The 24,633-nt window shown below is 67.7% G+C and carries 24 protein-coding genes and 4 tRNA genes; 8 read left to right on the plus strand and 20 right to left on the minus strand.

Translation table 11 applies throughout. The annotated features are described in order from the left end of the window. Positions 1 to 135 precede the first annotated feature (135 nt). The 3 genes from J2X41_RS03040 to J2X41_RS03050 are packed head-to-tail and all read left to right on the plus strand — an operon-like array spanning position 136 to position 4,862. Positions 136 to 3,501: a glycosyl hydrolase gene (locus tag J2X41_RS03040; protein WP_310079539.1), complete on the plus strand. Its 3,366-nt coding sequence runs from the start codon at positions 136 to 138 to the stop codon at positions 3,499 to 3,501. 54 nt (positions 3,502 to 3,555) lie between these two features. Beyond that, on the plus strand, positions 3,556 to 4,068 hold the full coding sequence (locus tag J2X41_RS03045; protein WP_310079540.1) for a family 1 glycosylhydrolase: 513 nt from the start codon (positions 3,556 to 3,558) through the stop codon (positions 4,066 to 4,068). Further along, a complete protein-coding gene (locus J2X41_RS03050) occupies positions 4,002 to 4,862 on the plus strand; it encodes a family 1 glycosylhydrolase (RefSeq protein ID WP_310079541.1) in 861 nt (286 codons plus the stop codon). Before J2X41_RS03045 ends, J2X41_RS03050 begins: the two co-directional genes overlap by 67 nt. Positions 4,863 to 5,687: 825 nt before the next feature. On the opposite strand, the gene J2X41_RS03055 is transcribed toward J2X41_RS03050, so the two are convergent. From J2X41_RS03055 to recJ, 8 genes are all read right to left on the minus strand, one after another. Further along, a tRNA-Arg gene (locus tag J2X41_RS03055) sits at positions 5,688 to 5,764 on the minus strand. A 32-nt stretch (positions 5,765 to 5,796) separates the two neighbouring features. Further along, positions 5,797 to 6,102, minus strand: coding sequence for an ETC complex I subunit (locus J2X41_RS03060; protein ID WP_310079542.1), 306 nt, complete (start codon positions 6,100 to 6,102; stop codon positions 5,797 to 5,799). 46 nt (positions 6,103 to 6,148) lie between these two features. After that, positions 6,149 to 6,225 (minus strand) — tRNA-Pro (locus J2X41_RS03065). Positions 6,226 to 6,301: 76 nt separating this feature from the next. Then, positions 6,302 to 6,814 carry a DUF192 domain-containing protein gene (locus J2X41_RS03070; RefSeq protein WP_310079849.1) on the minus strand — a complete coding sequence of 171 codons (513 nt, stop codon included), beginning with the start codon at positions 6,812 to 6,814 and terminating at the stop codon, positions 6,302 to 6,304. Between the two features lie 91 nt (positions 6,815 to 6,905). Continuing rightward, positions 6,906 to 7,508 (minus strand): stationary phase survival cold shock domain protein CspD, encoded by a 603-nt coding sequence (gene cspD / locus J2X41_RS03075; protein ID WP_310079544.1) that lies wholly within the window; start codon positions 7,506 to 7,508, stop codon positions 6,906 to 6,908. 173 nt (positions 7,509 to 7,681) lie between these two features. Continuing rightward, positions 7,682 to 7,756, minus strand: a tRNA-Glu gene (locus tag J2X41_RS03080). 54 nt (positions 7,757 to 7,810) lie between these two features. Continuing rightward, positions 7,811 to 7,885, minus strand: a tRNA-Glu gene (locus tag J2X41_RS03085). Positions 7,886 to 7,954: 69 nt separating this feature from the next. Continuing rightward, positions 7,955 to 9,769, minus strand: coding sequence for a single-stranded-DNA-specific exonuclease RecJ (gene recJ, locus J2X41_RS03090; RefSeq protein ID WP_310079546.1), 1,815 nt, complete (start codon positions 9,767 to 9,769; stop codon positions 7,955 to 7,957). 340 nt (positions 9,770 to 10,109) lie between these two features. Here recJ and J2X41_RS03095 point away from each other — a divergent pair, with 340 nt between their 5' ends. After that, entirely contained in the window at positions 10,110 to 10,382 is a 273-nt protein-coding gene (locus tag J2X41_RS03095) for a BrnT family toxin (RefSeq protein ID WP_310079547.1), read from the plus strand. Further along, positions 10,342 to 10,623, plus strand: coding sequence for a BrnA antitoxin family protein (locus J2X41_RS03100; RefSeq protein WP_310079548.1), 282 nt, complete (start codon positions 10,342 to 10,344; stop codon positions 10,621 to 10,623). Before J2X41_RS03095 ends, J2X41_RS03100 begins: the two co-directional genes overlap by 41 nt. Before the next feature lie 21 nt (positions 10,624 to 10,644). On the opposite strand, the gene J2X41_RS03105 is transcribed toward J2X41_RS03100, so the two are convergent. From J2X41_RS03105 to J2X41_RS03125, 5 genes are all read right to left on the minus strand, one after another. Beyond that, a complete protein-coding gene (locus J2X41_RS03105; RefSeq protein WP_310079549.1) occupies positions 10,645 to 11,616 on the minus strand; it encodes a class 1 fructose-bisphosphatase in 972 nt (323 codons plus the stop codon). Between the two features lie 146 nt (positions 11,617 to 11,762). Beyond that, the gene (gene glpX, locus J2X41_RS03110; protein WP_310079550.1) at positions 11,763 to 12,716 is read right to left on the minus strand and encodes a class II fructose-bisphosphatase; all 954 of its coding nucleotides are present in this window, start codon (positions 12,714 to 12,716) and stop codon (positions 11,763 to 11,765) included. A 53-nt stretch (positions 12,717 to 12,769) separates the two neighbouring features. After that, positions 12,770 to 14,059, minus strand: coding sequence for a homoserine dehydrogenase (locus tag J2X41_RS03115; protein WP_310079551.1), 1,290 nt, complete (start codon positions 14,057 to 14,059; stop codon positions 12,770 to 12,772). Between the two features lie 159 nt (positions 14,060 to 14,218). Then, a complete protein-coding gene (locus J2X41_RS03120; RefSeq protein ID WP_056760040.1) occupies positions 14,219 to 15,439 on the minus strand; it encodes an LL-diaminopimelate aminotransferase in 1,221 nt (406 codons plus the stop codon). Positions 15,440 to 15,548: 109 nt separating this feature from the next. Continuing rightward, positions 15,549 to 16,022 carry a hypothetical protein gene (locus tag J2X41_RS03125; RefSeq protein WP_310079552.1) on the minus strand — a complete coding sequence of 158 codons (474 nt, stop codon included), beginning with the start codon at positions 16,020 to 16,022 and terminating at the stop codon, positions 15,549 to 15,551. A 95-nt stretch (positions 16,023 to 16,117) separates the two neighbouring features. Here J2X41_RS03125 and J2X41_RS03130 point away from each other — a divergent pair, with 95 nt between their 5' ends. Continuing rightward, positions 16,118 to 18,130 (plus strand): class I poly(R)-hydroxyalkanoic acid synthase, encoded by a 2,013-nt coding sequence (locus tag J2X41_RS03130; RefSeq protein ID WP_310079553.1) that lies wholly within the window; start codon positions 16,118 to 16,120, stop codon positions 18,128 to 18,130. Between the two features lie 166 nt (positions 18,131 to 18,296). On the opposite strand, the gene J2X41_RS03135 is transcribed toward J2X41_RS03130, so the two are convergent. Further along, positions 18,297 to 18,653 carry an antibiotic biosynthesis monooxygenase gene (locus J2X41_RS03135; protein ID WP_310079554.1) on the minus strand — a complete coding sequence of 119 codons (357 nt, stop codon included), beginning with the start codon at positions 18,651 to 18,653 and terminating at the stop codon, positions 18,297 to 18,299. 76 nt (positions 18,654 to 18,729) lie between these two features. Here J2X41_RS03135 and soxR point away from each other — a divergent pair, with 76 nt between their 5' ends. Both soxR and J2X41_RS03145 read left to right on the plus strand, forming a co-directional pair. Then, positions 18,730 to 19,197 (plus strand): redox-sensitive transcriptional activator SoxR, encoded by a 468-nt coding sequence (gene soxR, locus J2X41_RS03140; protein ID WP_310079555.1) that lies wholly within the window; start codon positions 18,730 to 18,732, stop codon positions 19,195 to 19,197. A gap of 62 nt (positions 19,198 to 19,259) precedes the next feature. Beyond that, positions 19,260 to 19,889 (plus strand): DUF1287 domain-containing protein, encoded by a 630-nt coding sequence (locus J2X41_RS03145; protein ID WP_310079557.1) that lies wholly within the window; start codon positions 19,260 to 19,262, stop codon positions 19,887 to 19,889. A gap of 164 nt (positions 19,890 to 20,053) precedes the next feature. Here the strand turns inward: J2X41_RS03145 and J2X41_RS03150 are convergent, their stop codons facing one another. From J2X41_RS03150 to J2X41_RS03175, 6 genes are all read right to left on the minus strand, one after another. Beyond that, positions 20,054 to 20,452 (minus strand): type II toxin-antitoxin system HicB family antitoxin, encoded by a 399-nt coding sequence (locus J2X41_RS03150; RefSeq protein WP_310079558.1) that lies wholly within the window; start codon positions 20,450 to 20,452, stop codon positions 20,054 to 20,056. Between the two features lie 5 nt (positions 20,453 to 20,457). Then, a complete protein-coding gene (locus tag J2X41_RS03155) occupies positions 20,458 to 20,646 on the minus strand; it encodes a type II toxin-antitoxin system HicA family toxin (protein ID WP_310079851.1) in 189 nt (62 codons plus the stop codon). A 130-nt stretch (positions 20,647 to 20,776) separates the two neighbouring features. Continuing rightward, the gene (gene argC, locus J2X41_RS03160) at positions 20,777 to 21,730 is read right to left on the minus strand and encodes an N-acetyl-gamma-glutamyl-phosphate reductase (protein WP_310079559.1); all 954 of its coding nucleotides are present in this window, start codon (positions 21,728 to 21,730) and stop codon (positions 20,777 to 20,779) included. An 84-nt stretch (positions 21,731 to 21,814) separates the two neighbouring features. Then, positions 21,815 to 22,288: a 30S ribosomal protein S9 gene (rpsI, locus tag J2X41_RS03165; RefSeq protein WP_028040415.1), complete on the minus strand. Its 474-nt coding sequence runs from the start codon at positions 22,286 to 22,288 to the stop codon at positions 21,815 to 21,817. Positions 22,289 to 22,291: 3 nt separating this feature from the next. Then, the gene (rplM, locus tag J2X41_RS03170; protein ID WP_028040416.1) at positions 22,292 to 22,765 is read right to left on the minus strand and encodes a 50S ribosomal protein L13; all 474 of its coding nucleotides are present in this window, start codon (positions 22,763 to 22,765) and stop codon (positions 22,292 to 22,294) included. Between the two features lie 340 nt (positions 22,766 to 23,105). Then, positions 23,106 to 24,602 carry an alkaline phosphatase gene (locus tag J2X41_RS03175; RefSeq protein WP_310079561.1) on the minus strand — a complete coding sequence of 499 codons (1,497 nt, stop codon included), beginning with the start codon at positions 24,600 to 24,602 and terminating at the stop codon, positions 23,106 to 23,108. Positions 24,603 to 24,633 lie beyond the last annotated feature (31 nt).

Below are 24,633 nucleotides of genomic sequence, written 5' to 3' on the forward strand. Positions count from 1 at the left end.
TGGCGCCCTCGCCGGCGACCGTCCGGCCTCAACCGAAGCCGTTTGACGAGACGACGACGATTATCGTACACATTCGTTCAATAACGTGACTCCAAGAGCGCCATCACACCGATGGGGACAAAGGGGGAGGACGATTTGGGACCCACGGGCATCGGCCGCGCGCAGGCCAGGCATCGCCTCATCCTGGCGCTCCTCGGCGCCTCGGCCCTGATGATCGCCCCTCGCGCGGCGCTGTCCGCGCCCGCGGGCGACGACTTGGCGGCCGGCTTCGCCGCCCCGCCCAATAGCGCCAAGCCCCGTGTTTGGTGGCACTGGATGAGCGGCAACGTCTCGGCCGAAGGCGCGCGCCTGGACCTGGACTGGATGCAGCGGATCGGGATCGGCGGGGTCCACGCCTTCTCCGGCGGCAAGCTTCCCGAGCCGATCGTCGTCGATAAACCCATCCCGTTCATGTCGCCCGAATGGCGCGCCATCTTCCGGCAGGCGGTGACCCAAGCCCGCGCGGCCGACATGGAGGTCGGCATCGCCGGCTCGCCAGGCTGGAGCGAGACCGGCGGCCCGTGGGTGACGCCCGTCGACGCGATGAAGAAGTACGTTTGGAGCGAGATCACCGTCGACGGCAGCGGCGCGCCCCTCGCCCTGCCCGCCCCGCCCCGCGCGAGCGGCGGCTTCCAGGGCGCCAAGACCGGTAAGTCCCCGGTCGAGGCGTATGGCGACGCGGCGGTGTTCGCCTATCCGACGCCGCCGCTGGAGACAGCCCCTGCCGTGCCGCTGTGGACCACGCAGAGAGGGCCCGCCACGCCGGCCGAGACGGTCCCGAACGCGCCGACCGAGGGCCTGTCGCTGAAGCTGGCCCCCGCCCCGGGCGAGACCGAGGCCTGGCTGGAAGCGCGGCTCCCCGCCGCCGTGACGCTGGGCGCGATCTCGCTGAGCGTCCAGTTCGGCGCCAAAGTCGTGATCGAGGCCGAGACCGCGCCGGGAGTCTTCAAGGCCGTCGGCGAAGGCGTCGTCGAGGCCACCAGCGGCCCGCTGGCGCACGGGGCGCCGCAGCAGACGATCGCCTTCGCGCCGGTGACCACCCAGCGGCTGCGGCTGCGCTTCGCCGCGCCGTCCGAGGACTTCCAACCGCCCGTCGCCAAGGTGATGGGGCGCCCCAAGCAAGCCAGCTTCGCCATATCCCGCCTGTCCCTGCAGACCGGAGCCCGGATCGACGGCTTCGAAGCCAAGGCCGGCTTTTCGCCGAGCGCGCCCGAGGGCGGGCCAACGATGACGATCCCGGCCGGGGCGCTGATCGACCCGGCCAAGGTGGTCGACCTGACCGGCAAACTCCGCCCGGACGGGACGCTGGACTGGACCCCGCCGAAGGGTCGCTGGACGATCGTCCGGCTGGGCTGGTCCCTGACCGGCGCCGTCAACGCCCCGGCCGAGCCGAGCGCCACGGGCCTGGAGGTCGACAAGTTCGACGCCGCCGCCGTGCGCCGCTACCTCGACCACTATCTGGATCTCTACCAGCAGGCCAGCGGCGACGCCCTGGGGCCCAAGGGCGTCCAGACCCTGCTCACCGACAGCTGGGAAGCGGGGGTGCAGAACTGGACGCCGGCCATGCTGGCGCAGTTCCGCGCCCGCCGGGGCTACGATCCGACGCCGTGGCTGCCTGTGCTGACCGGCCGGATGGTCCAGAGCGCCGACGCGTCCGAGCGCTTCCTGTTCGACTTTCGCCAGACGCTGAAGGACCTGGTGGTCGACAACCACTACGCGGTGCTGGCCCGGGCGCTTAAGGCCCGCGGCATGGGCTACTACACCGAGGTCCAAGGCGACTATCCGCGCGCCATCGTCGACGGCATGACGGCCAAGGCCCGCGCCGACATTCCCACGGCCGAGTTCTGGTACCGCCCCTGGTCCACCGCCCCGGGCCAGCCGCCGCTCAAGGCCGACCTCGAGGAGGCCGCGTCCGCCGCCCACGTCTACGGCAAGCCGCTGGTCGCCGCCGAGGCCCTGACCGTGGCGGCCATGCAGGACCCGTGGTCGTTCTCGCCGGCCATGCTGAAGCCAGTCGCCGACGAGATCTTCGCGCGCGGCGTCAACCGCATCCTGCTGCACGAGTCGCACATGCAGCCGCTGGTCGACGCCAAGCCTGGGCTGGGCCTGTTCATCTTCGGCCAGTACTTCAATCGCAACGAGACCTGGGCCGAGCAGGCCGGGCCCTGGGTCAGCTATCTGAGCCGCACCTCGTACATGCTGCAGCAGGGCCGGTTCGTCGCCGACATCGCGTATTTCTATGGCGAGGAGCGCAATCTCACCGAGCTGTTCAGGGACCGCGTCAACACCGATGTGCCCAAGGGCTACGCCTACGACTACATCAATCCCGAGGCGCTGCTGACGCTCCTGTCGGTCAAGGACGGGCGGCTGGTGACCCCCAGCGGCATGAGCTATCGCGTCCTCTTCCTGCCCGACACAGTCCAGCGGCTCAGCCTGCCCGCCCTGCGCAAGATCCGCACCCTGGTCGCCGATGGCGCGGTGCTGGTCGGCCAGCGCCCGGTCGGCGGACTGGGCATGGCCAGTCCCGACGGCGAGATCGCCAAGCTCGCCGACGAGATCTGGGGCGACGGCGCGCCGGGTCGAAGCCTAGGCCGGGGCCGCGTCTACACCAACCTGGCGTCGGCCCTGGCGGCCGAGAAGGTCACGCCGGACATCGCGTTCGTCGACAAGGCGGTCGCCGCGGACCTGCTGACCCTGCACCGCCGCACCGCCGATGCGGACATCTATTTCGTGTCCAACCAGAGCGCCGAACCGCGCGCGCTCGACGCCGTCTTCCGGATCGATGGCCGCGCCCCGGAGTTGTGGCGCGCCGAGGCGGGCCGGCGGGAGGGTTTGGGCTACGAACAGACGGCGACCGGCGTCCGCACCCGACTGGACCTGGCCGGGCATGACGCGGTGTTCGTGGTGTTCGACAAGCCCATGCGCGAGAAGGCCTGGACCGCGCCTCCGCGGCAGGCCAGCACCCTCGCGACCCTGGAAGGGCCTTGGCGCGTCAGCTTCGAAGCCAAGCGCGGCGCGCCTGAAAACGCGGTGTTCGACCAGTTGATCTCGTGGCCCGAGGCCGCCGACCCAGGGATCAAGTACTTCTCGGGCATTGCGACCTACCAGAAGGAAGTCTCGATCCAGCGTGGCTGGCTGAAAGCCGGCCAGCGGATCGAGCTGGACCTCGGCGAGGTCAAGGAGCTGGCGGCGATCTCGGTCAACGGCAAGCCGGTCGCCACCGCCTGGCATGCGCCCTATCGCGTCGACATCACGGACGCCCTGAAGCCGGGCAAGAACGCGCTGACGATCGCGGTGGCGAACCTCTGGCCGAACCGGCTGATCGGCGACAAACAGCCCGGCGCCAAGCCTGTCGCCTTCGCGCCGGTCTCGCCCTATCGCGCGGACTCGCCCCTGCTGCCGTCGGGCCTGCTGGGGCCTGTTCGGCTCCTTGGCCTGCCGCCCGCCACGACGCGGCCATAGCGCCGCCGCGACCGTCGGGCGTCGCCAATTTCCCTTTCGATCCAGAGGTTCGCCATGGTCATCACGCGTCGAGATCTTGTCGCTGGCGCGCTCGCCGTCGCCGCGACGCCCGCGGCTTCCGCCGCCCCCGCCCTGAACTTCCCGAAGGGGTTCGTCTGGGGCGCCGCCGGCGCCGGGCACCAGATCGAGGGCAACAATGTCAACGCCGACCTCTGGCTGTTGGAAAACATAAGGCCGACGATCTACGGCGAGCGCTCGGGCGACGCGCTGAACAGCTTCGAGCTCTGGCCCCAGGATCTGGATCTCGCGCGGGACATCGGCCTGAACAGCTATCGGTTCTCCCTGGAATGGGCCCGGATCGAGCCGGAGCCCGGGCGCTTCTCGATCGCCATGCTCGATCACTACAAAAGGATGATCGAGGGCTGCCGCCAGCGTGGACTGACGCCGGTGGTCACCTTCAACCACTTCACCACCCCGCGCTGGTTCGCCCAGGACGGCGGGTGGACGAACCCGAGCTCGCCAGATCTGTTCGCCCGCTTCTGCGCGACCGCGCCGCGCGTCATCTAGCCAAGGACATCGGCTACGCCACGACGCTGAACGAGCCGAACCTGCCCAGCATCTTCAAGCTGACCCTGCCGTCGGCGATGCTGGAACGGCGCAAGCTGATGCTGGCCGAGGCCGCGCGGGTGACCGGCTCGGCCAAGTTCGTCGCCGGCAACGCCGTGACCCTGGATGACCTCCCGACCTTCAACGCCAACCTGCTGATCGCCCACAAGCGCGGTCGCGACGCGATCAAGACGGCCCGGCCCGATCTGCCCGTCGGCTTCAGCCTGGCGATGATCGACGACCAGGTCGGTCCGGGCGGAGAAGCCTGCCGCGACAGCGTCCGCGCCGAGCTTTACGGCGCCTGGCTTGACGCCGCGCGCGGCGACGACTTCATCGGCGTTCAGAACTACGAGCGCGCCGTTTGGGGACCGGACGGGAAGCTGCCGGTTCCGGCGGGCGTCGAGACCAATGGCTTCCTGGGCGAGGTCTATCCGGCCTCACTGGCCGGCGCGGTTCGCTACGCGCACCAGGTCAGCGGTGCGCCGGTGCTCGTCACCGAGCATGGGGTGGTCACCAAGAACGACGCCATCCGCGCCCGCTTCATCCCGGCCGCCCTTCGAGAGCTTCACAAGGCCATGGACGATGGCGTGCCGGTCAAAGGATACGTTCACTGGTCGCTGGTCGATAACTTCGAATGGTCTCTGGGCTACTGGCCGAACTTCGGACTGGCGTCGGTCGATCGCGCGACCTTCAGGCGTACGGCGAAGCCCAGCGCAACCGTCCTTGGCGCGATCGCTCGGCGGAACGCCCTCTAGCAGGATCGCGCCGGACCGTTCTCGAAGCGGACGGAATTGCGGGAACCGTCGAATTCGAAACTGGTGTAGGACCAGCGTGACCATAGGGGCTTGGGTTAGTCGATCACGTCTTCTCCGACATGGCCTGGCGGGCGAGGCAGCGAAACTCCTTATGGCGGCGCGCAGACTTCACGCTCAACTCGCCCCTGGCCGAAAAACAGCAATTCGTGCCGCCTTCTTCAAAACTTAGCGGCGAGCAGCAGTTCGAGCCGGCGTCGGCGCGGGTTGCCGACAGCCAGGTTGCGTGAGCACTGGAAAGTCCATCTCGCGGGAAAAGGTAGAGGGAGCATTCGACGACCTCCTGAGGACGCTGACGCCCACGAGGGAGCTTTTCGATCTCGCTACGGCCGTTTTCCGTGACCAGTGGAACGCACAAGCCGGAAAGGCCTCGCAAAGGGTCTCAGAGCTGAAGCGAGAGATATCCGACGTCGATCGCAAGGTGGCTGCCCTTCTCGATCGCATCGTCGAAACTGATAGCAAGACTGTCGCTGCTGCGCTCGAATCACGCGTCGAGGAATTGGATCGGCATCGGCTTGCGCTGAAGGAAAACGCGGCAGGCGCGACTGCTCCAATCAGGAGCTATGACGAAAGTTTTCGAACCGCTCTTGGATTCCTCGCAAGCCCCTGGAGTCTTTGGTCTTCCGAGCATCTCGAAGACAAACGGGCCGCTGTGAAGCTTACCTTCGCAAGCGCTCTGCGTTACAGCCGCGCTGAAGGTTTTCGAACCGCCGATTTATCCTTACCGTTCAAGCTCTTAGAAACCAAAAAAAACAGAGGAGAAGCCGATGGCGCGCCCTGCTGGATTCGAACCAGCGACCGCTCGCTTAGAAGGCGAGTGCTCTATCCAGCTGAGCTAAGGGCGCGAACTCCGAAAGGAGAACTTGGGACGGAAGTCCTAGTGGGTCCAAGGCTGCCTACGGCCGGCGGCGAAGTTGTCGGCATAGGCCTTGATGATCCGCTTGGGCGTCTTGGGTTCGAACAGCTGGAACGGGATCTCATGGCGCTGGGCGTAGGCCACGGCCTCGTCGCGGGTCTCGAAGTTCAGGCGCACCTGGCCGTTCATGTCGCTCGACTGGGTCCAGCCCATCAGCGGGTCCGAGCGTCTGGCCGAGGCGGGTTCGAATTCCAGAACCCAGTCCTTGGTCTTGGCCTTGCCGGACTGCATGGCGGTCTTGGCGGGGCGGTAGATGCGCGCGAGCATGAAAGCCTCTCCAGGTCGGTCGTCGCCCCCCGCAAGGGGGTCTAGGTGGTCGGAGCGGCAGGATTTGAACCTGCGACCCTCTGGTCCCAAACCAGATGCGCTACCAGGCTGCGCTACGCTCCGAAACACCGAGCGGGTGCTCTACAGGGCTTCGTGGCCGGGAGCAAATGGAACGGACGCCGAAAACCCGAAAATGAAGTCAGCCCTTCGGGAAGATTTTGTTGAGCACCCGGTCGCCCGGCAGGATGCCCAGTTGCGCCGCCCGGCCGCCGGGGATTTCCAGCACGCCGCGAACCAGTCCTCCGGAGGGCAGCGGGGTCTCGTCGTGCGGCACGGCGTTGCGGGCGATCGACAGCACCCGGCCGTCGGGCGCGATGTAGAGGATGTCCAGCGGGATCAGGGTGTTCTTCATCCAGAACGCCGCCCGCTGCGGCGGATTGTAGGGGAACAGCATGCCGCGGTCCGGCGCCAGGGCCTTGCGGAACATCAGGCCCCGTTCCTGCTCGGCCCTGGTCACGGCCAGCTCGACGGTGAACTTGACCCGTCCCCGGCTGGTCAGGATCTCGACGGTGTCGAGCTTGCTGGACGGCGTGGCGGCGACAGCGGCCGGCTTGGCCCGCGCCTGCCACGCCTGGGCCGGGCCGCTCGCCAGGACGCCCGAAACCAGGGCCAGGGCGACGAACGCCAGGGTTCGCCGTCCGATCGTCGTCATCAAGGTCACCCGCGCCTCGTCATCCTCGCCGCGTCCCGCGACGCGACGATCCTACGACGTCCTGTCGCGAAGGCGAAAGCCGGCCGCGAGGTCAATCGTCGCTGGGCGTGATCTCGGCCACCACCAGGCCCTTGGGCCCCTCGGCGAAGCGGACCATCACGTCGTCGCCAGGTTGCAGGTCTTCCAGCCCGCCGCGGCGCAGGGTCTCGATGTGCACAAAGATGTCGCCCGGCTGGCCGTCGCGAACCACGAAGCCATAGCCCTTGGTGCGGTTGAACCACTTGACCTTGGCGCGCTCGGCCGGGCCAGCCGGCTCCAGCGTCTGGCGGCCGCTGTCGACGCCCGATCGGAATTGGTCGCGGCGCAGTCCCATGCCCCCGTCGCCGAACGAACGCTTGGGACGTTCCATGGGGGCGCTGGCGGCGCTCTCGTCCAGATCCACGACCTCGGACACCTGCCAGCCCTTGGGGCGCTTGACCACGTCGCAGACGATGATCGCCCCTTCCAGCGCGGTCTCCCGACCGCAGTTGCGCAGGGATGTGACGTGCAGCAGCACGTCCTTCAGGCCCGTCTGGCCTGGATCGTCGGGGACGATGAAGCCGTACCCCTTGCCCGTATCAAACCACTTCACGCGACCGCTGATACGCACGAATTCCTCATGCGATCCCGAGTCCTCGAAATCGAAACCAGACATTCCGCCCCTCTGGCTCGCCCAGACAGCCCAGGGGGCGAGCACCACAGAATAACACTGTTCTCGCGAGACGAGAGCCGTCAATAACCAATTGACGTCACGGGGCGGCCAGAACCGCCGCGCGACATTTCGTCGCAGCGGCTAGACCGACATAAACCTGAAATGTCCGTGGAGGGTGGTAGTCCCTAGGGGAGTCGAACCCCTCTCTCCAGAATGAAAATCTGGCGTCCTAACCGATAGACGAAGGGACCACGGCGCCTGCATTAGGCGGGTATTCGCATGTAAAGTCTAAGTAGGCTTCGCGGTGGTAGTCCCTAGGGGAGTCGAACCCCTCTCTCCAGAATGAAAATCTGGCGTCCTAACCGATAGACGAAGGGACCACGTGGCCGCGAAGAGCAGGCGATATACAAAGCTTCCCCCCCAGGCGCAAGCGACCAAGAGCAGTTTTTTCAAGTCATGCGCATGCGGGGGTCGGCGACATCCTCGATCTCCAGCTGGACCCCTTCGCGGCCCATGTAATCATCCGGTTTCAGACGGCCCACGACGTGCAGCGCACCCCCGCCGGACAGCAGGCGCTCGCCCAGCGGGGTCTCGGCCGAGCGCCAGGAGATCGCCTTGATTCGGTCGCCCGACGGCCCGACCAGGTCGACCCGCACGTGGCCGCCCTTCATCGCCATCATCCGCTCGGGCCGCACGCCGGCCAGGGCGAACATCGGCTCGGGATTTCCCGGGCCGAACGGCGCCAGCTGCTGGAACTCGCTCCACAGGGCGCGGCTGGCGGCGCGCGGCTGGACCAGGGCGTCGATCTCGACCCCCTCGACGCCCACCGCCTCCATCTCGCCGGCCAGGCGCTCTTCCAGGAAGGCGCGGAACTCGGGGATCGAGTCCGGGCGGATCGACAGGCCCGCCGCCATGGCGTGGCCGCCGCCGGCCATCAGCAGGCCCGCCTCGAAGGCCGCCTGGATCGCCGCGCCCAGGTTGACGCCGGGCTGCGAGCGGCCCGAGCCCTTGCCGACATTGGCGGCGCGATCGACGCCGATCACCACCACGGGCTTGCGATAGCGCTCGCGCAGCCGGCCGGCGACGATGCCGATCACCCCGGGATGCCACCCCTCCCCCGCCACCACGATGACGGGGGCGTCGAGATCGAAGTTGCTGCCGCGCTCCAGCAAGGCGGCGGCTTCCTCGACCACGGCGGCCTCGACCGCCTTGCGCTCGGTGTTCAGGCCGTCCAGCTCCTCGGCCAGGGCCCGGGCCTCCAGCGGATCGTCGGTGGACAGCAGGCGCGCGCCCAGGTCGGAGCGACCGATCCGTCCGCCTGCGTTGATCCGTGGGCCCAGGATGAAGCCGGCGTGGAACACCGAGGCCGGGCCAGAGCCCTTGCCAACCTCGAACAGCGCCTTCAGGCCCGGATTGCCCCAGCTGGACATCGTCCGCAGGCCCAGGGTGGTCAGGGCGCGGTTGAAGCCGACCAGCTGGGTGACGTCGCAGACCTCGCCCATGGCCACCAGGTCCAGCCACTGGCGCAGGTCGGGCTGGGGCCGCTCGTCGGTGAACAGGCCGCGCTTGCGGGCCTCGCGATTCAGCGCGGCCAGCAGGACGAAGGTCACCCCGGCGGCGGCCAACACGCCCTGCCCGCTCTGGCAGCCCGGACGATTGGGATTGACCACGGCGGCGGCGGCCGGCGGGTCCTCGCGCATCAGGTGGTGGTCGATCACCACGACCTCCAGCCCGATGGTGGCGGCGCTGGCGATGGCGTCATACGCGGCCGCCCCGCAGTCCAGAGTGACCACCAGCTCGGCCCCGCTGTCGCGGATGGTCTTGAAGGCCGCCGGACTGGGGCCATAGCCCTCGGTCAACCGGTCGGGAATATAGATGGGCAGCTCGACGCCCATATGCCGGAACCAGCGCACCAGCTGGGCGGCGCTGGTGGCTCCGTCGACATCGTAGTCGGCGAACACCATGGTCGGCCGGCCGCTCTCCAACGCGTCGATCAGGATCTCGGCGGCGCGGTCCATGTCGGTGAAGCTGGAGGGGTCCGGAAACAGCGCTTTCAGGGTGGGGCGCAGATAGTGCTCGGCATGGTCGACGCCAACGCCGCGCGAGGCCAGGGCCCGCGCCAGGGGCTCGGACAGGCCGTGGACCTGCTGGTGGCTGCGGGCGACCGCCGCGTCGCCCGGCCGCTCGCGCCAGGCCCGGCCGCTGATCGAGCGGGCCACGTCGAGGAAATGGCCGGTGGTGACGGCGGCGTGTCCATCGGCCACGGCTCAGCGCTCCTGTGTGGAAAGGCTGCCGAAAATGCGGAGCTTGGCTGTCGTGGTCATCTCCCGAACCTACGCCCTTTGGCGGATTCGCTCCACGGCCGGTGTGAGGACGGAAGATGAGACACCGATGCGTCAAAAACGGACGCCAGAACGGCGTTTCCATTTGATACCGACAGGCACATCAGCTTTCTTGTAGCTACAAAATAGTTGACGCGCGCATTTTTGTAGCTACCATTAATGAACCACCAAACCGTAGGTGGCCTCACCGCTAGATGGGACCTGCAAATGACCAAAGGATTGAAGCGGCTTAAGTCGCATCCAGCTAGTACGAGGAATTACTTTGGAACTGGAGTGGGATGAAGAAAAGCGCGCCCTAACCCTTGAGAATAGAGGGTTGGATTTCGCTCACGCAGACAGGCTTTTCGGCGGGCTGACGCTCACCGTGGAGGACGATCGTTTCGACTATGGAGAAACGCGTTTCCAAACCATCGGCCGGATCGGTCGCAAGACAGTTTTGGTGGTCTGGACGCCGCGTGGCGAAGCACGACGCATCATTTCGATGAGAGAGTGCAATGTCAGAGAACGCGAAAGATACGAAAGCGCCGTGGGTTGATCCCGACGACGCGCCGGAGTGGACCGACGAGGTCTTCGATCGGGCCGAGATCAAGAATGGTGATCGCTTGGTGCGCGCCGCCACGGGCACGCTCACCAAGCGGGGGCGTCCCAAACTGGAGACACCGAAGAAGCAGGTCACGCTTCGGCTGGATCAGACGGTCGTCGACAAGCTTCGCGAAGGCGGACCGGGATGGCAGAGCCGGATCAATGAGATCCTCAAGAAGGCGGTCGGCGCTTAGCGCCCGCCGCCTTCTCTCATTCTAGGCCGACAGCTCCGCCACCAGCGTCACCTCGTTGGCCGAGCCCAGCACCACCGGTACGCGCTGATGCAGCTTGGTGGGCTGGATGTCGAGGATAGGGTTCACGCCGTCGGTCGACCGACCGCCCGCGCGCTCGACGATCAGCGACATAGGGTTGGCTTCGTAGAGCAGACGCAGCTTGCCTGGCTTGTCGGGCTCGCGGGCGTCCCAGGGGTACAGGAAGATCCCGCCGCGCATCAGGATGCGGTGGACGTCGGCGACCATCGAGGCCACCCAGCGCATGTTGAAGTTCTTGCCGCGCGGCCCGGCCTTGCCTTGCAGGCAGCCGTCGATATAGCGCCGCACAGGCTCGGCCCAGTGGCGCTGGTTGGACATGTTGATCGCGAACTCGGCGGTGTCGGCCGGGATCGCCACGGTCTGGTGGGTCAGCAGCCAGGTCCCGTCGGCGTCCAGGGTGAAGGCCGCCACGCCCTGCGATAGGGTCAGCACCAGCATGGTCTGGGGGCCGTAGACCGCATAGCCGGCGGCCGCCTGGCGGCGGCCGGGCAGCAGGAAGTCAGCCTCGCTGGGCGCCACGCCGGCCGGCGCGGGCAGGATCGAGAAGATCGTGCCGACCGAGACGTTGACGTCGATGTTGCTGGAGCCGTCCAGCGGGTCGAAGGTCACCAGGAAGCCGCCGACAGCGCCGGTGGTCTCGATCACTTCCAGTTCCTCGGACGCCAGGCCCGCCACCAGCGGGCAGCCGTTCAGCGCGTCGCGCAGGATGTCGTTGGTGATGATGTCGAGCTTCTTCTGCTCCTCGTCCTGGACGTTGACCACGCCGGCCGCGCCCAGGTTGCCCAGGATCGCGCCGGACGCGACGACCTTGCTGATCCGGGCGCAGGCGCCGGCCACCACCTCGACGACAGCCTTCACCTCGTCGCCCGCGGGCTCCTGGGCGAGCCATCCAGCGAGATCGGTCAGCGTGGTCATGCGGGGCCTCGTAAACGGGAAAAAGATTCGCGGGCGACCTTAGCGGAAGGTCGAAGCCTTTTCCGCCGATAGGATCGGGAAAGGCCTCTAATCATGGCTTTGACGCATTTTGACGACGAACGGCGGACGCCGCGTCGAAAAATGCTCTAGGCCTTCCGCTTCATCCGCACTTCGCGCACCGTGCCGGTCGACGAGTTCATCACCAGCGTGTGGGTGTGGACGAAGCCGTCCTTGTAGGTCACCCCGTCCAGAAGGTTGCCCCAGGTGACGCCGGTGGCCGCGAAGATCGCGTCGGCGCGGACGATCTCGTGCAGGTCGTACTTCTTGTCGAGCTCGGTGATGCCCCACTTGGCGGCGCGGGCGCGCTCGTCGCCGTTGCGGAACAGCAGCCGGCCCTGGAACTGGCCGCCGACGCATTTCAGGGCCGCGCAGGCCAGCACGCCCTCGGGCGCGCCGCCGGAGCCGACATAGAGGTCGATGCCGGTCGAGGGATCGGTGGTGGCGATCACCCCGGCCACGTCGCCGTCGGTGATCAGGTAGAGCCGCGCGCCGACCGAGCGGATGCTGGCGATGATCTCGGCGTGGCGCGGACGGTCCAGCACGCAGACGGTGATCTGGTCGGGCGCGACGCCCTTGGCGGCGGCCACGGCCCGGATGTTGTCGGCCGGCGACTTGTCCAGGTCGATCACCCCGGCGGGCAGGCCCGGACCGCAGGCGATCTTGTCCATGTAGGTGTCGGGGGCGTTGAGCAGGCTGCCCTTGGGCGCCCAGGCCATCACCGCCAGGGCGTTGGGCATGGCCTTGGCCGTCAGGGTGGTGCCTTCCAGCGGGTCCAGGGCGATGTCGACGGCCGGCCCCTTACCCGTGCCGACCTTCTCGCCGATGTAGAGCATGGGCGCTTCGTCGCGCTCGCCCTCGCCGATGACGATCTCGCCGTCGATGGCCAGTTCGTTCAGCGCGTTGCGCATGGCGTCGACCGCGGCCTGGTCGGCCGCCTTCTCGTCGCCGCGGCCCACCATCGTCCACGAGGCGATGGCGGCGGCTTCGGTCACGCGGACCGCGTCCAGGACCAGCGAGCGATCCAGGGTCTTCGAACTCATCAACGTCTCCCAGCCTATGCGAGGCTTTCCGGTCCGACCGCTTGGCGCGGTTCTCAGATGCGCGCGACGCGCAAAAGGCGGGGACGCTCTAGCACGGCGTGCAATTTTTCGATGCGGCTAATCGCGTCCAGCAGGTTGGATTCGGGAGTCGCATGGGTCACGAGCACGATCGGCACCCCGCCCGCCCCCTCGACGGGCTTCTGCAGAAAGCTGTCGATCGAGACGGCGCACTCGGCCAGGGTCTCGGAGATGGCGGCGATGGCCCCAGGTTCGTCGCGGACCATGATCCGCAGATAGGCCTTGCCCACCGAGCGGGCCGGATCGACGGCCACGAAAGGCTTCAGCTGGCCGGCGGGAGCCTGGAACACCGGGCGCTTGGCGCCGGTCATCACGTCGGCGATGTCGGCGGCCACGGCGGCGGCGGTCGGGCCCGCGCCCGCGCCGGGCCCCTGGATGAAGATCCGGCCGATCCGCTTGCCCTCGATGAACAGGGCGTTGAGCGCCCCGCCCGCCTGGGCCAGCGGATGCTCCAGCGGCACCAGAGACGGATGCACCTTCACGGCCACGCCGTCGTCGCTCTTGGCGGCGCCGGCTACCAGCTTGATGCGGTAGCCCAGGTCCTTGGCCAGCTTGATGTCCAGCAGTTCGACGTCGCTGATGCCCTCGATCTCGGCGGCGTCGAACTTGGGCGCGCAGCCGAAGGCCAGGGCGGCCAGGATGCTGATCTTGTGACCGGCGTCGAAGCCGCCGACGTCCATGGTCGGGTCGGCCTCGGCATAGCCCAGGCCTTGGGCCTCGCGCAGCACGTCGGCGAAGTCGCGGCCGGTCTTCTCCATCTCGCTGAGGATGAAGTTGCAGGTGCCGTTGAGGATGCCGGCCACGCCGACCACCTCGTCGCCGACCATGGCCTCGCGCAGCATCTTCACGGCCGGGGTGCCGCCCATCACGGCGGCCTCGAACAGCAGCGGGGCGTCGTTGGCCTCGGCCAGGGCGGCCAACTCGGCGCCGTGCTCGGCGATCAGGGCCTTGTTGGCTGTGACTACCGGCTTGCCTAGCTTCAGGGCCGCTTCGACCGCGGCCTTGGCCGGACCGTCCGAGCCGCCGACCAGTTCGACGAACAGGTCGACGTCCGGCGACGAAGCCAGGGCGACCGGGTCGTCGAACCAGGCCAGGCCCGAGATGTCGACCGTGCGCGGCCGCGACTTGGAGCGCGCCGAGACCGCCGTCACCACCGCGCGGTCGCCCGCCGGGGCGAAGTCCGGCTGCTCGGCCAGGAACTGCAACAGCCCCCCGCCGACGGTGCCGAGGCCGGCCACGCCGACGCGCCAGGTTTTCTGAGTCATGTTCTGCGTTCCTGGTCCGTACGAGTTTCTGGCGCCGGGGGTCCGCCCTCGTCCTTCGACAGGCTCAGGATGAGGGCTACTTGCGATGTATCAGTAGAAATCCTCATCCTGAGCCTGTCGCCAAGACAACCTTTGGGGGACGAGGATTTCGGTCCCGGCTCAGACCTGTTCCATCTTGTTGTGCGCCTTGGCCAGGATCGTGTCGGCGTTGGCGATGAACTTCTTGACGTTGCGGGCGGCCTGCTTGATCCGCTGCTCGTTCTCGACAAGACCGATGCGGACATAGCCTTCGCCGTACTCGCCAAAGCCGATGCCGGGAGCGACGGCGACGCCGGCCTCCTCGATCAGCAGGCGCGAGAACAGCATCGAGCCGGCGGCCTCGAACTGTTCGGGGATCTTGGCCCAGGCGAACATCGAGGCCGGCGGGTTGGGGATGTCCCAGCCGGCGCGCTTCATCGACGACACCAGGGTGTCGCGGCGGCTCTTGTAGATGCCGCGGATCTCGTCGACGCAGTCCTGCGGCCCGTTCAGGGCGGCGGCGGCGGCCACCTGCACCGGGGTGTAGGCGCCGTAGTCCAGATAGGACTTCACGCGCGCCAGGGCCGCGCAGATGCGGGCGTTGCCGACCACCATGCCGACCCGCCAGCCGGCCATGGCGTAGGTCTTCGACAGCGAATTGACCTCGACGGCGATGTCCTTGGCCCCGTCGACCTGCAAGATCGAGGGCGGCGGGTTGTTGTCGAAATAGATCTCGCCATAGGCCACGTCGCTGATCACCAGCAGCTCGTGCTTCTTGGCCAGCGCTACGGCATCCTTGTAGAAGTCCAGGTCCACCCACTGGGCGGTCGGGTTGGACGGGTAGGACAGGATCAGCACGCTGGCCGGCGGCACCGAGTGCTTGGCCGCGCGGCTGATGTTGGACAGGTACTGCTCGGGGCTCAGCGCCGGCACGTGGCGGATCACCCCGCCGGCCATGATGAAGCCGAAGGCGTGGATCGGATAGGCGGGGTTGGGGCAGATGATCACGTCGCCGGGGGCGGTCAGCGCCTGGGCCAGGTTGGCGAAACCTTCCTTGGAGCCCAGGGTGGCGATCACCTCGGTGTCAGGGTTCAGCTTCACGCCGAACCGGCGGCCGTAATAGCCGGCCATGGCCTTGCGCAGGCCGGCGATGCCCTTGGACGCCGAATAGCGGCCGGCCTTGGGGTCGCGCGCCGTCTCGATCAGCTTGTCGACGATGTGCTTGGGGGTCGGCATGTCGGGATTGCCCATGCCGAAGTCGATGATGTCGGTGCCCTCGGCGCGCAGGCGCGCCTTGATCTTGTTCACTTCTTCGAAAACGTAGGGCGGCAGGCGACGGATGCGGTGAAAATCGGAGGTCATGAAATGCTCATTGCGCCGCAGCGGCGCGCCGGGAGCGGATGTCGGGCATGGATAGACCCCGAGCGGGGCATAGCCAAGCCAGTTACGGGAATTTTATGCCTCCGTCGCCCTATTGGGGCTTGGACGGAGGCGCGGTAGCTCGCTCGCGGGCCGCCTTGGCGAAGGCTTCGGTCGCGGCGCGGTCGGCGTCGGTGGGGGCGGCGGGCGCCGGAACCTTGGCCACGCGACGGGCCTTGGACGCGTAGCCTTCGGTGTCCGACAGGGTCCAGGTGCCGGGCGCGGTGTCGCGCTTCAGCTTGTCGGCGGCGATCTTCTCGGCGCCCACGGCCTTCTTGAACTGGACGGGCGTGCGCACGTCGGTCGGGATGGCCGGAATGTCGATGAAGCGCGGGGCGACGGCGTCCTTGGAATCCTTGGCCGCGGCGTTGGCCGCGGCGGCCACCGGCGAGCTGGGATCGGCCGGCGGCGGCGTGAACGGCGAGAGCGGCGAGGCGCACGCGGTCAGTCCCGCCAGCAGGCTCACCAGAGCCGCGCCGCGAAAGAGTACGCCAAGACGTGCGATTTTACCGGTTTCGTCGTTCATCTTGTCTCAGGTCTTATGCGATGATCGCGTCGAGCGAAAGGCCATCCGAACCGCCAAGGCGAGATGGTCCAAGAGAACACGGTGGAAGGAAGTCCATGGCCACGACCGAAACCTCCCCCAAACCGCGCAAAAAGCCGACCGCCGGGGCCGATGCGGCGGCGACCGCCGCCAAGACCAAGGCCAAGGCCGCGCCGAAGGTTCCGCCGAAAGCCGACCCGCGGCCGGACTCCCGCGCCAAGGCGGCCGAATCGGCCACGCGCCCCGAGCGCCGGGATCCGCCGCCGGTCTCCACCACCCTCCCCGACTTCGAGGCCTTCCTGTCGCCCGACCAGCGCCAGATGCTGGAGACGCTGTCGGCCAACCTGGCCCGGGCCGCTGTCACGGCCCAGGGCGCGATCGCCGAGGCCGCCCTGCGCCAGGCCGACCGCCCCGCCGCCCTCAGCCCCGACCCCTTTCACGTCGGGCCCGCCTTCAACGAGGTGATGACCAGCCTGGCCGCCCAGCCCGACCGCCTGCTGCGCGCCCAGGCCGACCTGTTCAGCCGCTACATGGACCTTTGGCAATCGGCGGCCCGCAAGATGACCGGCGAGCCGGCCCCGCCCGTGGTCGCCCCCGCCCAGGGCGACAAGCGGTTCAGCGACCCGGACTGGGCGTCCAACCCGATGTTCGACATGATGAAGCAGAGCTATCTGCTGTCGTCGAACTGGCTGAACGACCTGGTCTCGCAGGCCGAGGGGGTCGATCCCGCCGCCAAGCGCCGGGTCGAGTTCTTCACCAAGATGCTGACCGACGCCTTCTCGCCGTCGAACTTCCTGATCTCCAACCCCGCCGCCCTGCGCGAGGTGATGCAGAGCAAGGGCGAGAGCCTGGTGCGCGGCATGCAGAACTTCGCCGCCGACCTGGAGCGCGGCGGCGGCCAGCTGGCGATCAGCCAGACCGACCTGGCCAAGTTCAAGGTCGGCGAGAACGTCGCCACCGCCCCGGGCAAGGTGGTCTACCAGAACGACATCCTGCAGCTGCTGCAGTTCACCCCGACCACCGAGACCGTGCACGAGATTCCGCTGCTGATCTTCCCGCCGTGGATCAACAAATTCTACATCCTGGACCTGCGCCCGGAGAACTCGATGATCCGCTGGCTGACCGGCCAGGGCTTCACGGTGTTCGTGGCCTCGTGGGTCAATCCCGACAGCCGCCAGGCCGACAAGACCTTCGAGGACTACATGTTCGAGGGCGTCTACGACGCCACCCAGCAGGTGATGACCCAGTGCGGCGTCGATCGGGTCAATACCGTCGGCTACTGCATCGGCGGCACCCTGCTGTCCTGCGCCCTGGCCCACATGGCCGCCAAGGGCGACGAGCGGATCAATTCGGCCACCTTCTTCGCCGCCCAGCAGGACTTCGCCGAGGCCGGCGACCTGCTGCTGTTCACCAACGAGGAATGGCTGAAGTCGATCGAGACCCTGATCGACCAGCAGGGCGGTTACCTGCCCAGCCAGTCGATGGCCGACACCTTCAACAGCCTGCGCGGCAACGACCTGATCTGGTCGTTTTTCATCAACAACTACCTGATGGGCAAGGAGCCGCGGCCATTCGACCTATTGTTCTGGAACGCCGACCAGACGCGCATGCCCAAGGCCCTGCACCTCTACTACCTGCGCAACTTCTACAAGGACAACGCCCTGACCCAGGGCAAGCTGACCCTGGGCGGCGAGACGCTGGACCTGTCGAAGGTGAAGACGCCGATCTACGTCCAGTCGTCCAAGGACGACCACATCGCACCCTATCGCAGCGTCTATCGCGGCGCCCGGGCGTTCGGCGGCCCGGTGACCTTCACCATGGCCGGATCGGGCCACATCGCCGGGGTGATCAACCACCCCGACGCCAACAAGTATCAGCACTGGACCAACGCGCAGCTGCCCGCCTCGGCCGAGGACTGGCGCGCCGGAGCGACCGAGCATCCCGGATCCTGGTGGCCGCACTGGGCCACCTGGCTGAAGGCCAGGTCAGGCAAGCAGGTCCCGGCCCGGGATCCCGCCAAGGGACCGCTGAAGCCGATCGAGGACGCGCCCGGCAGCTATGTGCGGGTGCGGTCGAATACGCTGGCTTAATCTGCCGCCCTTCACCGTTGTCATCCCGGAAGCCCCGCAGGGGCTGTCCGGGACCCAGGGGACTGGGCTGACGCGGTGCGGTTCACCTGGATCCGGACAAGCGCTGCGCGCTTTCCGGGATGACAACGTGTGGGGGCTAACCAGTCCAAGTTCGATTGTCGCAGCTTCAGATCAGCCCGACTTCGTAGGCCAGTTCGACCGGCATCGCCTCGGCGCGGTCGATCAGGGGCTGCACGCGCTTCAGATGCTCGGTGAAGCGCGGGTCCTTGCGGAAGCGCTCGGCGTCCTGGGCCGTGTCGAAGGACGAGATCAGCACCACCACGCCCTTGGCCGGAGACTTCAGCATCCGGCTGCCGCGCACGCCCTGGACCTGGCCGCGCACGCGCAGGAACTGGGCATGCTGCAAGGCGACGAACTCGTCGAACTTGCCGGGCTTGGTCTGGATGATGCTGACGCTGAAGACCGGCGGGTCGGACAGGGCGGCGGCGACCGAGGCGCGGTCGGGGACGGTCAGGGTGGTCATGCGGGCTCCTGGAAAGGCATTGCCGTGGAAGGAGCCCTCCGTGTAAAACCTCAACTAAAGTTGAGGTCAAGGGCGAATGTCGAACGCTGATTTTACGTTTCCCGGCGGCGGCCTGAGCGTCGGCGAGGTCGCCCGACGCAGCGGCGTGGCGGTCTCGACCCTGCACTTCTACGAGGCCAAGGGCCTGATCCGCAGCCTGCGGACCGAGGGCAACCAGCGACGCTATCCGCGCGGGGTGCTGCGGCGGGTGGCGGTGATCAAGGTCGCCCAGCGCACCGGCATTCCGCTGGCGACGATCCAGGCCGCCCTGGCCCGCCTGCCCGACGGCCGGGCGCCGACCGCCGAGGACTGGGCCGAGCTGTCACGCGTCTGGCGGGCCGAACTAGACGAGCGGATCCGCAAGCTAGGGCAACTGCGCGACCAGTTGGACGACTGCATCGGCTGCGGCTGCCTGTCCCTGAAGGCCTGCCCGCTGCGGAACCCGCTGGACGTCCTCGGCGCCGAGGGGGCCGGGCCGCGCCTGCTGGAGCCGGACGTGGACTGACGTGGCGCACGGCGACCCCTGTTCGCCCAAAACTCGCCAGGATTGTACTGGAGCTTGGCGGCATGGGACTCGACCGTCGGACCGCGCTGGGATTGCTGATCGCGACGCCGCTGGCCGGCGCGGGCCAAGCCTTCGCGCGCCAGGCTCCCGCGGCCAGCGGCGAACGCCTGGCCCAGGCCGCCCGCGCCCAGGTCGGCGTCACCAAGGACTACGACCCAAGCTATCGCGCGATCCCCTACCCCAATGGCGACGTCCTGCGCTCGACCGGGGTCTGCGCCGACGTCCTGATCCGCGCCGCCCGCGACGCCTGGCGGGTCGACCTGCAGCAACTGGTCCACGAGGACATGACCCGCGACTTCGACGCCTATCCGTCGCGGCGGGCCTGGGGGATGAAGGGGCCGGACTCCAACATCGACCACCGCCGTGTGCTGAACCTGGAGACCTATCTGACCCGCCGGCGCGCCCGGCTGGCCCTCGCCCCCGCCAAGGCGGCCGGCGACCGTTTTGACGATCCGCAGCCGGGCGACATCCTGACCTGGCGCGTCTGGGGCGGTCGCCCGCACATCGGCGTCGTTAGCGAAGGCCCCGAGCGGGTGCGCGTCGTCCACAACATCGGCGGCGGCGCGCGCGAGGAGCCGCTGTGGATGTTCAAGCTCCACACGGCGGTGGGGCACTATCGGTGGCGGGTTTAGGGTTGGCTTGAGGTAGGCGCCACACCTAGCAAGCTGCTTAACGGGACATGCGTGAAGGATTGACCTTTGGCTATCCTAAGAATTGCGCCGAGCCGGAAGTTGAGGGCGCCGGCAGCCATTGCGGCGCTCGCCGTCGCGCAGGCGGCGAGCTGTTGCGACGCTAACTAGTGAGTCTGTTCCATCATCCGCTTGGCGGCCTGAACCAACAGGCCGGAGCGGGTCAGGCCGTGCGCTTCGGCGAAACGGTCGATGTCGCGAAGGGCGTCTTCCGGGAGCGTGATATTCACGCGCACAGCCTTCTTCGCCTCGGTAGCCAGGCGCACGATGATGGCGACGCCGTCGCGGTTGCCGGCGTCGGCCATGACGCCCTCCAGGGAGGAAGGCTCGGGGATGGCGTCGCCATCCTCGACCATGCCTTCGACGTGCAGCGCCAGGGCTTCCTCGGCCATGACTCGGGCGTCGTCCAGCGAGGTCCCGGCCGAGATCACACCAGGAAAGTCGGGGAAGGAGACGCCATAGTCGCTTTCGGTGTCCTTGTGGATCAGGGCAATGTAGTTGGCCATCTCGATCACCTCAGGGTCAAACCGGACTGACGCTCGATGGAGCGTAGCGTTCCGACGGGAATGTCTCTCTTCGGATGAGGAACGGTGACACGCCCCGGCTTCGTTGGGTGCTTGAACTGGGCGTGCGAGCCGCGCCGCGCGACTTCAATCCATCCAGCGGCCTTGAGCGCCGTGATGATGTCGCGGCTATCCACATGCGTATAAATACACACTAACAACGCGCCGTCAACATCGAACACACCAATACACACCGGAGCACCAGGCCGGCGCCCTCGCCCGTTACCGACGCGCGATCGGAGCGAACCCGCCCGCCGAGGACGAACCCTAAAGTCCCGCGCCTTCCTTCAGGCCCAGCATTAGGTTCAGGTTCTGCACCGCCGCGCCGGACGCGCCCTTGCCCAAATTGTCGAGCAGGGCGACCAGGCGCACCTGACCACTAGTCTCCGAGCCGAACACGAACAGCTTCAGGCGGTTGGTGTTGTTCAGGCCTTCCGGATCCAGCGTGGTCAGGGCCTTGGACTCGTTCAGCGACGCCACCTCGACGAAGGCCTCCCGGGCGTAGTGGTCGGCCAGGGCGGCATGGATCTGGGTCATCGAGACACTGCCGTTCAGCATGCTCAGGTGCAGCGGCAGCTCGACCAGCATGCCCTGGGCGTAGCGCCCGACGGCCGGGGTGAAGATCGGCCGGGTCAGCAGGCCCCCATGGGCCTGGATCTCCGGCAGGTGCTTGTGGTTCAGGCCCGTGGCGTAGATCCGGTACGGCACCTTGGTGTAGTTCGGCGAGGTCTGGTCCTCGAACTCGGCGATCATCGCCTTGCCGCCGCCGGTATAGCCCGACACGGCGTTGAACGAGATCGGCAGGTCGGCGGCGATGATGTCGTTGGTGACCAGCGGCCGGACCAGGGCGATGGCCCCCGTCGCGTAGCAGCCGGGGTTCGACACCCGCGTCGACCAGGCGACCTTGCCGCGCTGTTCCCTGTCCAGCTCAGGAAAGCCATAGGTCCAGCCGGCCGCGGTGCGGTGGGCGGTCGACGCGTCGATCACCTTGACCTTCGGGTCCTCGATCAGCGCCACGGCTTCCTTGGCCGCCTCGTCGGGCAGGCACAGGATCACCGCGTCGGCGCCGTTCAGCATCGCCTGGCGAGCTTGCGGGTCCTTGCGCTTGTCCGGGTCGATCGAGACCAGTTGCAGGTCCTTGCGGCCGACCAGGCGCTCGCGGATCTGCAGGCCCGTGGTGCCGGCTTCGCCGTCGATGAAGACTTTCGGGGTCATGGACATCCCATTCGCAAGGACAAGGAGACAAGAAAAAGGCGCTTCGGTCGAAACCGAAGCGCCTTTCCATAAGCACGAAACGTGACGCGCTTAGCGCTTCGAGAACTGGAAGCTGCGGCGGGCCTTGGCCTTGCCGTACTTCTTACGCTCGACGACGCGGCTGTCGCGGGTCAGGAAGCCGTGCGGCTTCAGCAGGGTGCGCAGGCCGGGCTCGTAATAGGTCAGGGCCTTGGACAGGCCGTGACGCACGGCGCCGGCTTGGCCCGACAGGCCCGAGCCTTCCACGGTGACGACGACGTCGAACTGGCCTTCACGGTCGGTGACCTGGAAGGGCTGGGCGATCATCATACGCAGCACGGGGCGAGCGAAGTAGACTTCCTGGTCGCGACCATTGATCGTGATCGTGCCCTTGCCGGGCTTGATCCAGACGCGGGCGATCGCGTTCTTGCGCTTGCCGGTCGCGTAGGCGCGGCCTTGGGCGTCGAGCTTCTGGACGGCCGGAGCGGCCGCTTCGGGGTTGCTGGACAGGCTGGCCAGCGCGTCAAAGCCTTGAGCTTCGGACATGACTTAGGCGCTCCGGGTGTTCTTGGCGTTGCGCGAAGCGAAATCGATCACTTCGGGGCTCTGCGCTTGGTGCGGGTGCTCACCGTTGTTGTAGATGAGCAGGTGGGTCAGTTGCTTGCGCGCCAGGGGGCTTTCCTTGGGCAGCATGCGCTCGACGGCCTTTTCGAGGACGCGTTCCGGGAAGCGGCCTTCCAGCAGCTTGCGCGGGGTGGTCGACTTGACGCCGCCCGGGTGACCGGTGTGGCGATAGTAGACCTTGTCGTCCAGCTTCTTGCCGGTGAACTTGACCTTGTCGGCGTTGATCACGACGACGAAGTCGCCGCAGTCGACGTGCGGGGTGTAGTCGGGCCGGTGCTTGCCGCGAAGACGCATGGCGATGAACGTCGCCAGACGACCGACAACGGCGTCCTGGGCGTCGACCACGATCCACTTCTTCTCGACCTCGGCGGGCTTCAGGGAAGCCGTGGTCTTTTGCATGGGATTGATCCGTATTCCTTGTGCGTCGGGGGCCAAGGAAAGCGGCTCCGTCTGCGTGAGGGGCGGCAGGTACAGGACGGTTCGCGGCCTGTCAACAATGCGCGCGCCAGAAACTCCGCAAACCCTTATGGGACAAGGGATTTCGTAATGCGGTATTACGATACCGCATTATTATCCTCGCACCCTCAGTTGTCATCCCGGGCGAAGCGCAGCGAAGCGCAGCGAAGACCCGGGATCCAGGGGCCGTGCGCACCGCCCCTGGATCCCGGACAGCCTCTGCGAGGCTTCCGGGATGACAACAGAGGGGGAGCGACGCGCTTCTTCCCGTTCCCTCCCTAGCCTACTTCGCCGCCGCCGCGTCGAACCCGTAGGCGTGCCGCATGACCTGGTAGAGGTAGCTCTCCTCGACCACGCCGCGCACTAGGTAGGCGCCCGGCCCGTCGGCGAACACGCCCACGTCCTCGCCCGAGTGGGCGCTGCTGGGCAAGTTGGCGACGGCGTTCTGGTGGTAGTCGATGTCGTCGGTGTCTTCCTTGGACGGATCGGCGCGCGATCCGCCGCCCTCGGGGCCGCCGGGGCCCGTGGCGAAGCTGAGCACCGTGTAGGGCTTGCCGTCGCCGGCCACGACCGGTTCGCCCTCGTTGCCGGCCAGGCCCAGGATCGGGGCGTTGCGGGCGGCGTAGCCCGAGATCACCAGGCCGTGGCTGTGGTCGGCGGTGACGATCACCAGGGTGTCGTCCAGGTTCACCTTGTCCAGCACCGCCTGGACCGCCTTGGAGAACTCGACCGTTTCGGTCAGGGTCCGCTTGGCGTTGTTCAGGTGGCTGCCCATGTCGATCTTGCCGCCCTCGACCAGCAGGAAGTAGCCCTTGGGGTTCTTCGACAGCAGGTCGACCGCCTTGGTGGCCATGGCCGCCAGGGTCGGCACGCCCTGCCCCAGCACGGGGCGTTCGACCTCATAGGGCAGGTGCTCGCTGGCGAACAGGCCCAGCACGGGGCCGGTCGTGGCCGGATCCAGCGCCGCCAGCTGAGCGTCGGTGGTCACATAGGCCGCGTTCGGGGTCTTCAGCCATTCGGCGGTCAGGTCCCGGCCGTCGGCCCGCTTGCCGTCCTTGGCGTCGGGCAGGAAGCGCGAGCGCCCTCCCCCCAGCGCCACGTCCAGCCGCAGGCCCGCCGGGGCCTCGACCAGCTGGCGGGCGATGTCCTTGCAGCCGGCGGCCACGGCGTCGGTCGGCATGTCGCCGTCGCCTTCCCAGTCGCGATAGGCGGTGTGGGCGTAAACCCCCGCTGGCGTAGCGTGGGTGACGCGGGTGGTGGTCACCGCCCCCGCCGACAGGCCGTGGGCCTTGGCCAGCTCGGCGATGGTCTCGACGCGGGTCCCCGCCTCGCTGGCGCAGCTCTCGGGCTTGGCCGCCCCGCTCAGGCCGATGACCTTGTTGCGGGTCTTCACGCCGGTGGTGATGGCCGTGATGCCCGCGGCGCTGTCGGTCACCTGGGTGTCGTGGCTGTAGGTCTTGGACAGCGCCGTCCACGGCAGCTTCTCGAACGACAGGGCGTTGCTCTCGCCGTCGACGCCGCGCTGCTGGCCCTCATAGATGCGGCTGGCGACCACGGTCGAGATGCCCATGCCGTCGCCGAGGAACAGGATGACGTTCTTGGCCTTGCCGGTACGGGGGTTGACCGCCAGGGCCTTGGCCAGGGCCGCCTGGCCGGCCTGGTAGTAGGCGTCGCCGGGCGCCGCGTTGGTCACGGGCGCGGCGGGCTTGGGCGCGGCCAGGGCCGAAGCGGCCGAAACGGCGACGAGGGCGGCGGCGAGGAACAGGGAGGCGCGGGTCACGGAAAGCTCCAGCAAGGACGTCGGACGTCCT

This window comes from Caulobacter sp. BE254 (assembly GCF_031457295.1).
In the GTDB taxonomy this organism is placed as follows: Bacteria; Pseudomonadota; Alphaproteobacteria; order Caulobacterales; family Caulobacteraceae; genus Caulobacter.

What these genes read in the sequence shown, in the direction of transcription:
- J2X41_RS03045 (WP_310079540.1), top strand. Translation starts at nt 3,556, where the DNA reads ATGGTCATCACGCGTCGAGATCTTGTCGCTGGCGCGCTCGCCGTCGCC.
- J2X41_RS03060 (WP_310079542.1), bottom strand. Translation starts at nt 6,102, where the DNA reads ATGCTCGCGCGCATCTACCGCCCCGCCAAGACCGCCATGCAGTCCGGC.
- J2X41_RS03070 (WP_310079849.1), bottom strand. Translation starts at nt 6,814, where the DNA reads ATGACGACGATCGGACGGCGAACCCTGGCGTTCGTCGCCCTGGCCCTG.
- cspD (WP_310079544.1), bottom strand. Translation starts at nt 7,508, where the DNA reads ATGTCTGGTTTCGATTTCGAGGACTCGGGATCGCATGAGGAATTCGTG.
- J2X41_RS03100 (WP_310079548.1), top strand. Translation starts at nt 10,342, where the DNA reads ATGTCAGAGAACGCGAAAGATACGAAAGCGCCGTGGGTTGATCCCGAC.
- J2X41_RS03105 (WP_310079549.1), bottom strand. Translation starts at nt 11,616, where the DNA reads ATGACCACGCTGACCGATCTCGCTGGATGGCTCGCCCAGGAGCCCGCG.
- glpX (WP_310079550.1), bottom strand. Translation starts at nt 12,716, where the DNA reads ATGAGTTCGAAGACCCTGGATCGCTCGCTGGTCCTGGACGCGGTCCGC.
- J2X41_RS03115 (WP_310079551.1), bottom strand. Translation starts at nt 14,059, where the DNA reads ATGACTCAGAAAACCTGGCGCGTCGGCGTGGCCGGCCTCGGCACCGTC.
- J2X41_RS03120 (WP_056760040.1), bottom strand. Translation starts at nt 15,439, where the DNA reads ATGACCTCCGATTTTCACCGCATCCGTCGCCTGCCGCCCTACGTTTTC.
- J2X41_RS03125 (WP_310079552.1), bottom strand. Translation starts at nt 16,022, where the DNA reads ATGAACGACGAAACCGGTAAAATCGCACGTCTTGGCGTACTCTTTCGC.
- J2X41_RS03130 (WP_310079553.1), top strand. Translation starts at nt 16,118, where the DNA reads ATGGCCACGACCGAAACCTCCCCCAAACCGCGCAAAAAGCCGACCGCC.
- J2X41_RS03135 (WP_310079554.1), bottom strand. Translation starts at nt 18,653, where the DNA reads ATGACCACCCTGACCGTCCCCGACCGCGCCTCGGTCGCCGCCGCCCTG.
- soxR (WP_310079555.1), top strand. Translation starts at nt 18,730, where the DNA reads ATGTCGAACGCTGATTTTACGTTTCCCGGCGGCGGCCTGAGCGTCGGC.
- J2X41_RS03145 (WP_310079557.1), top strand. Translation starts at nt 19,260, where the DNA reads ATGGGACTCGACCGTCGGACCGCGCTGGGATTGCTGATCGCGACGCCG.
- J2X41_RS03150 (WP_310079558.1), bottom strand. Translation starts at nt 20,452, where the DNA reads ATGGCCAACTACATTGCCCTGATCCACAAGGACACCGAAAGCGACTAT.
- argC (WP_310079559.1), bottom strand. Translation starts at nt 21,730, where the DNA reads ATGTCCATGACCCCGAAAGTCTTCATCGACGGCGAAGCCGGCACCACG.
- rpsI (WP_028040415.1), bottom strand. Translation starts at nt 22,288, where the DNA reads ATGTCCGAAGCTCAAGGCTTTGACGCGCTGGCCAGCCTGTCCAGCAAC.
- rplM (WP_028040416.1), bottom strand. Translation starts at nt 22,765, where the DNA reads ATGCAAAAGACCACGGCTTCCCTGAAGCCCGCCGAGGTCGAGAAGAAG.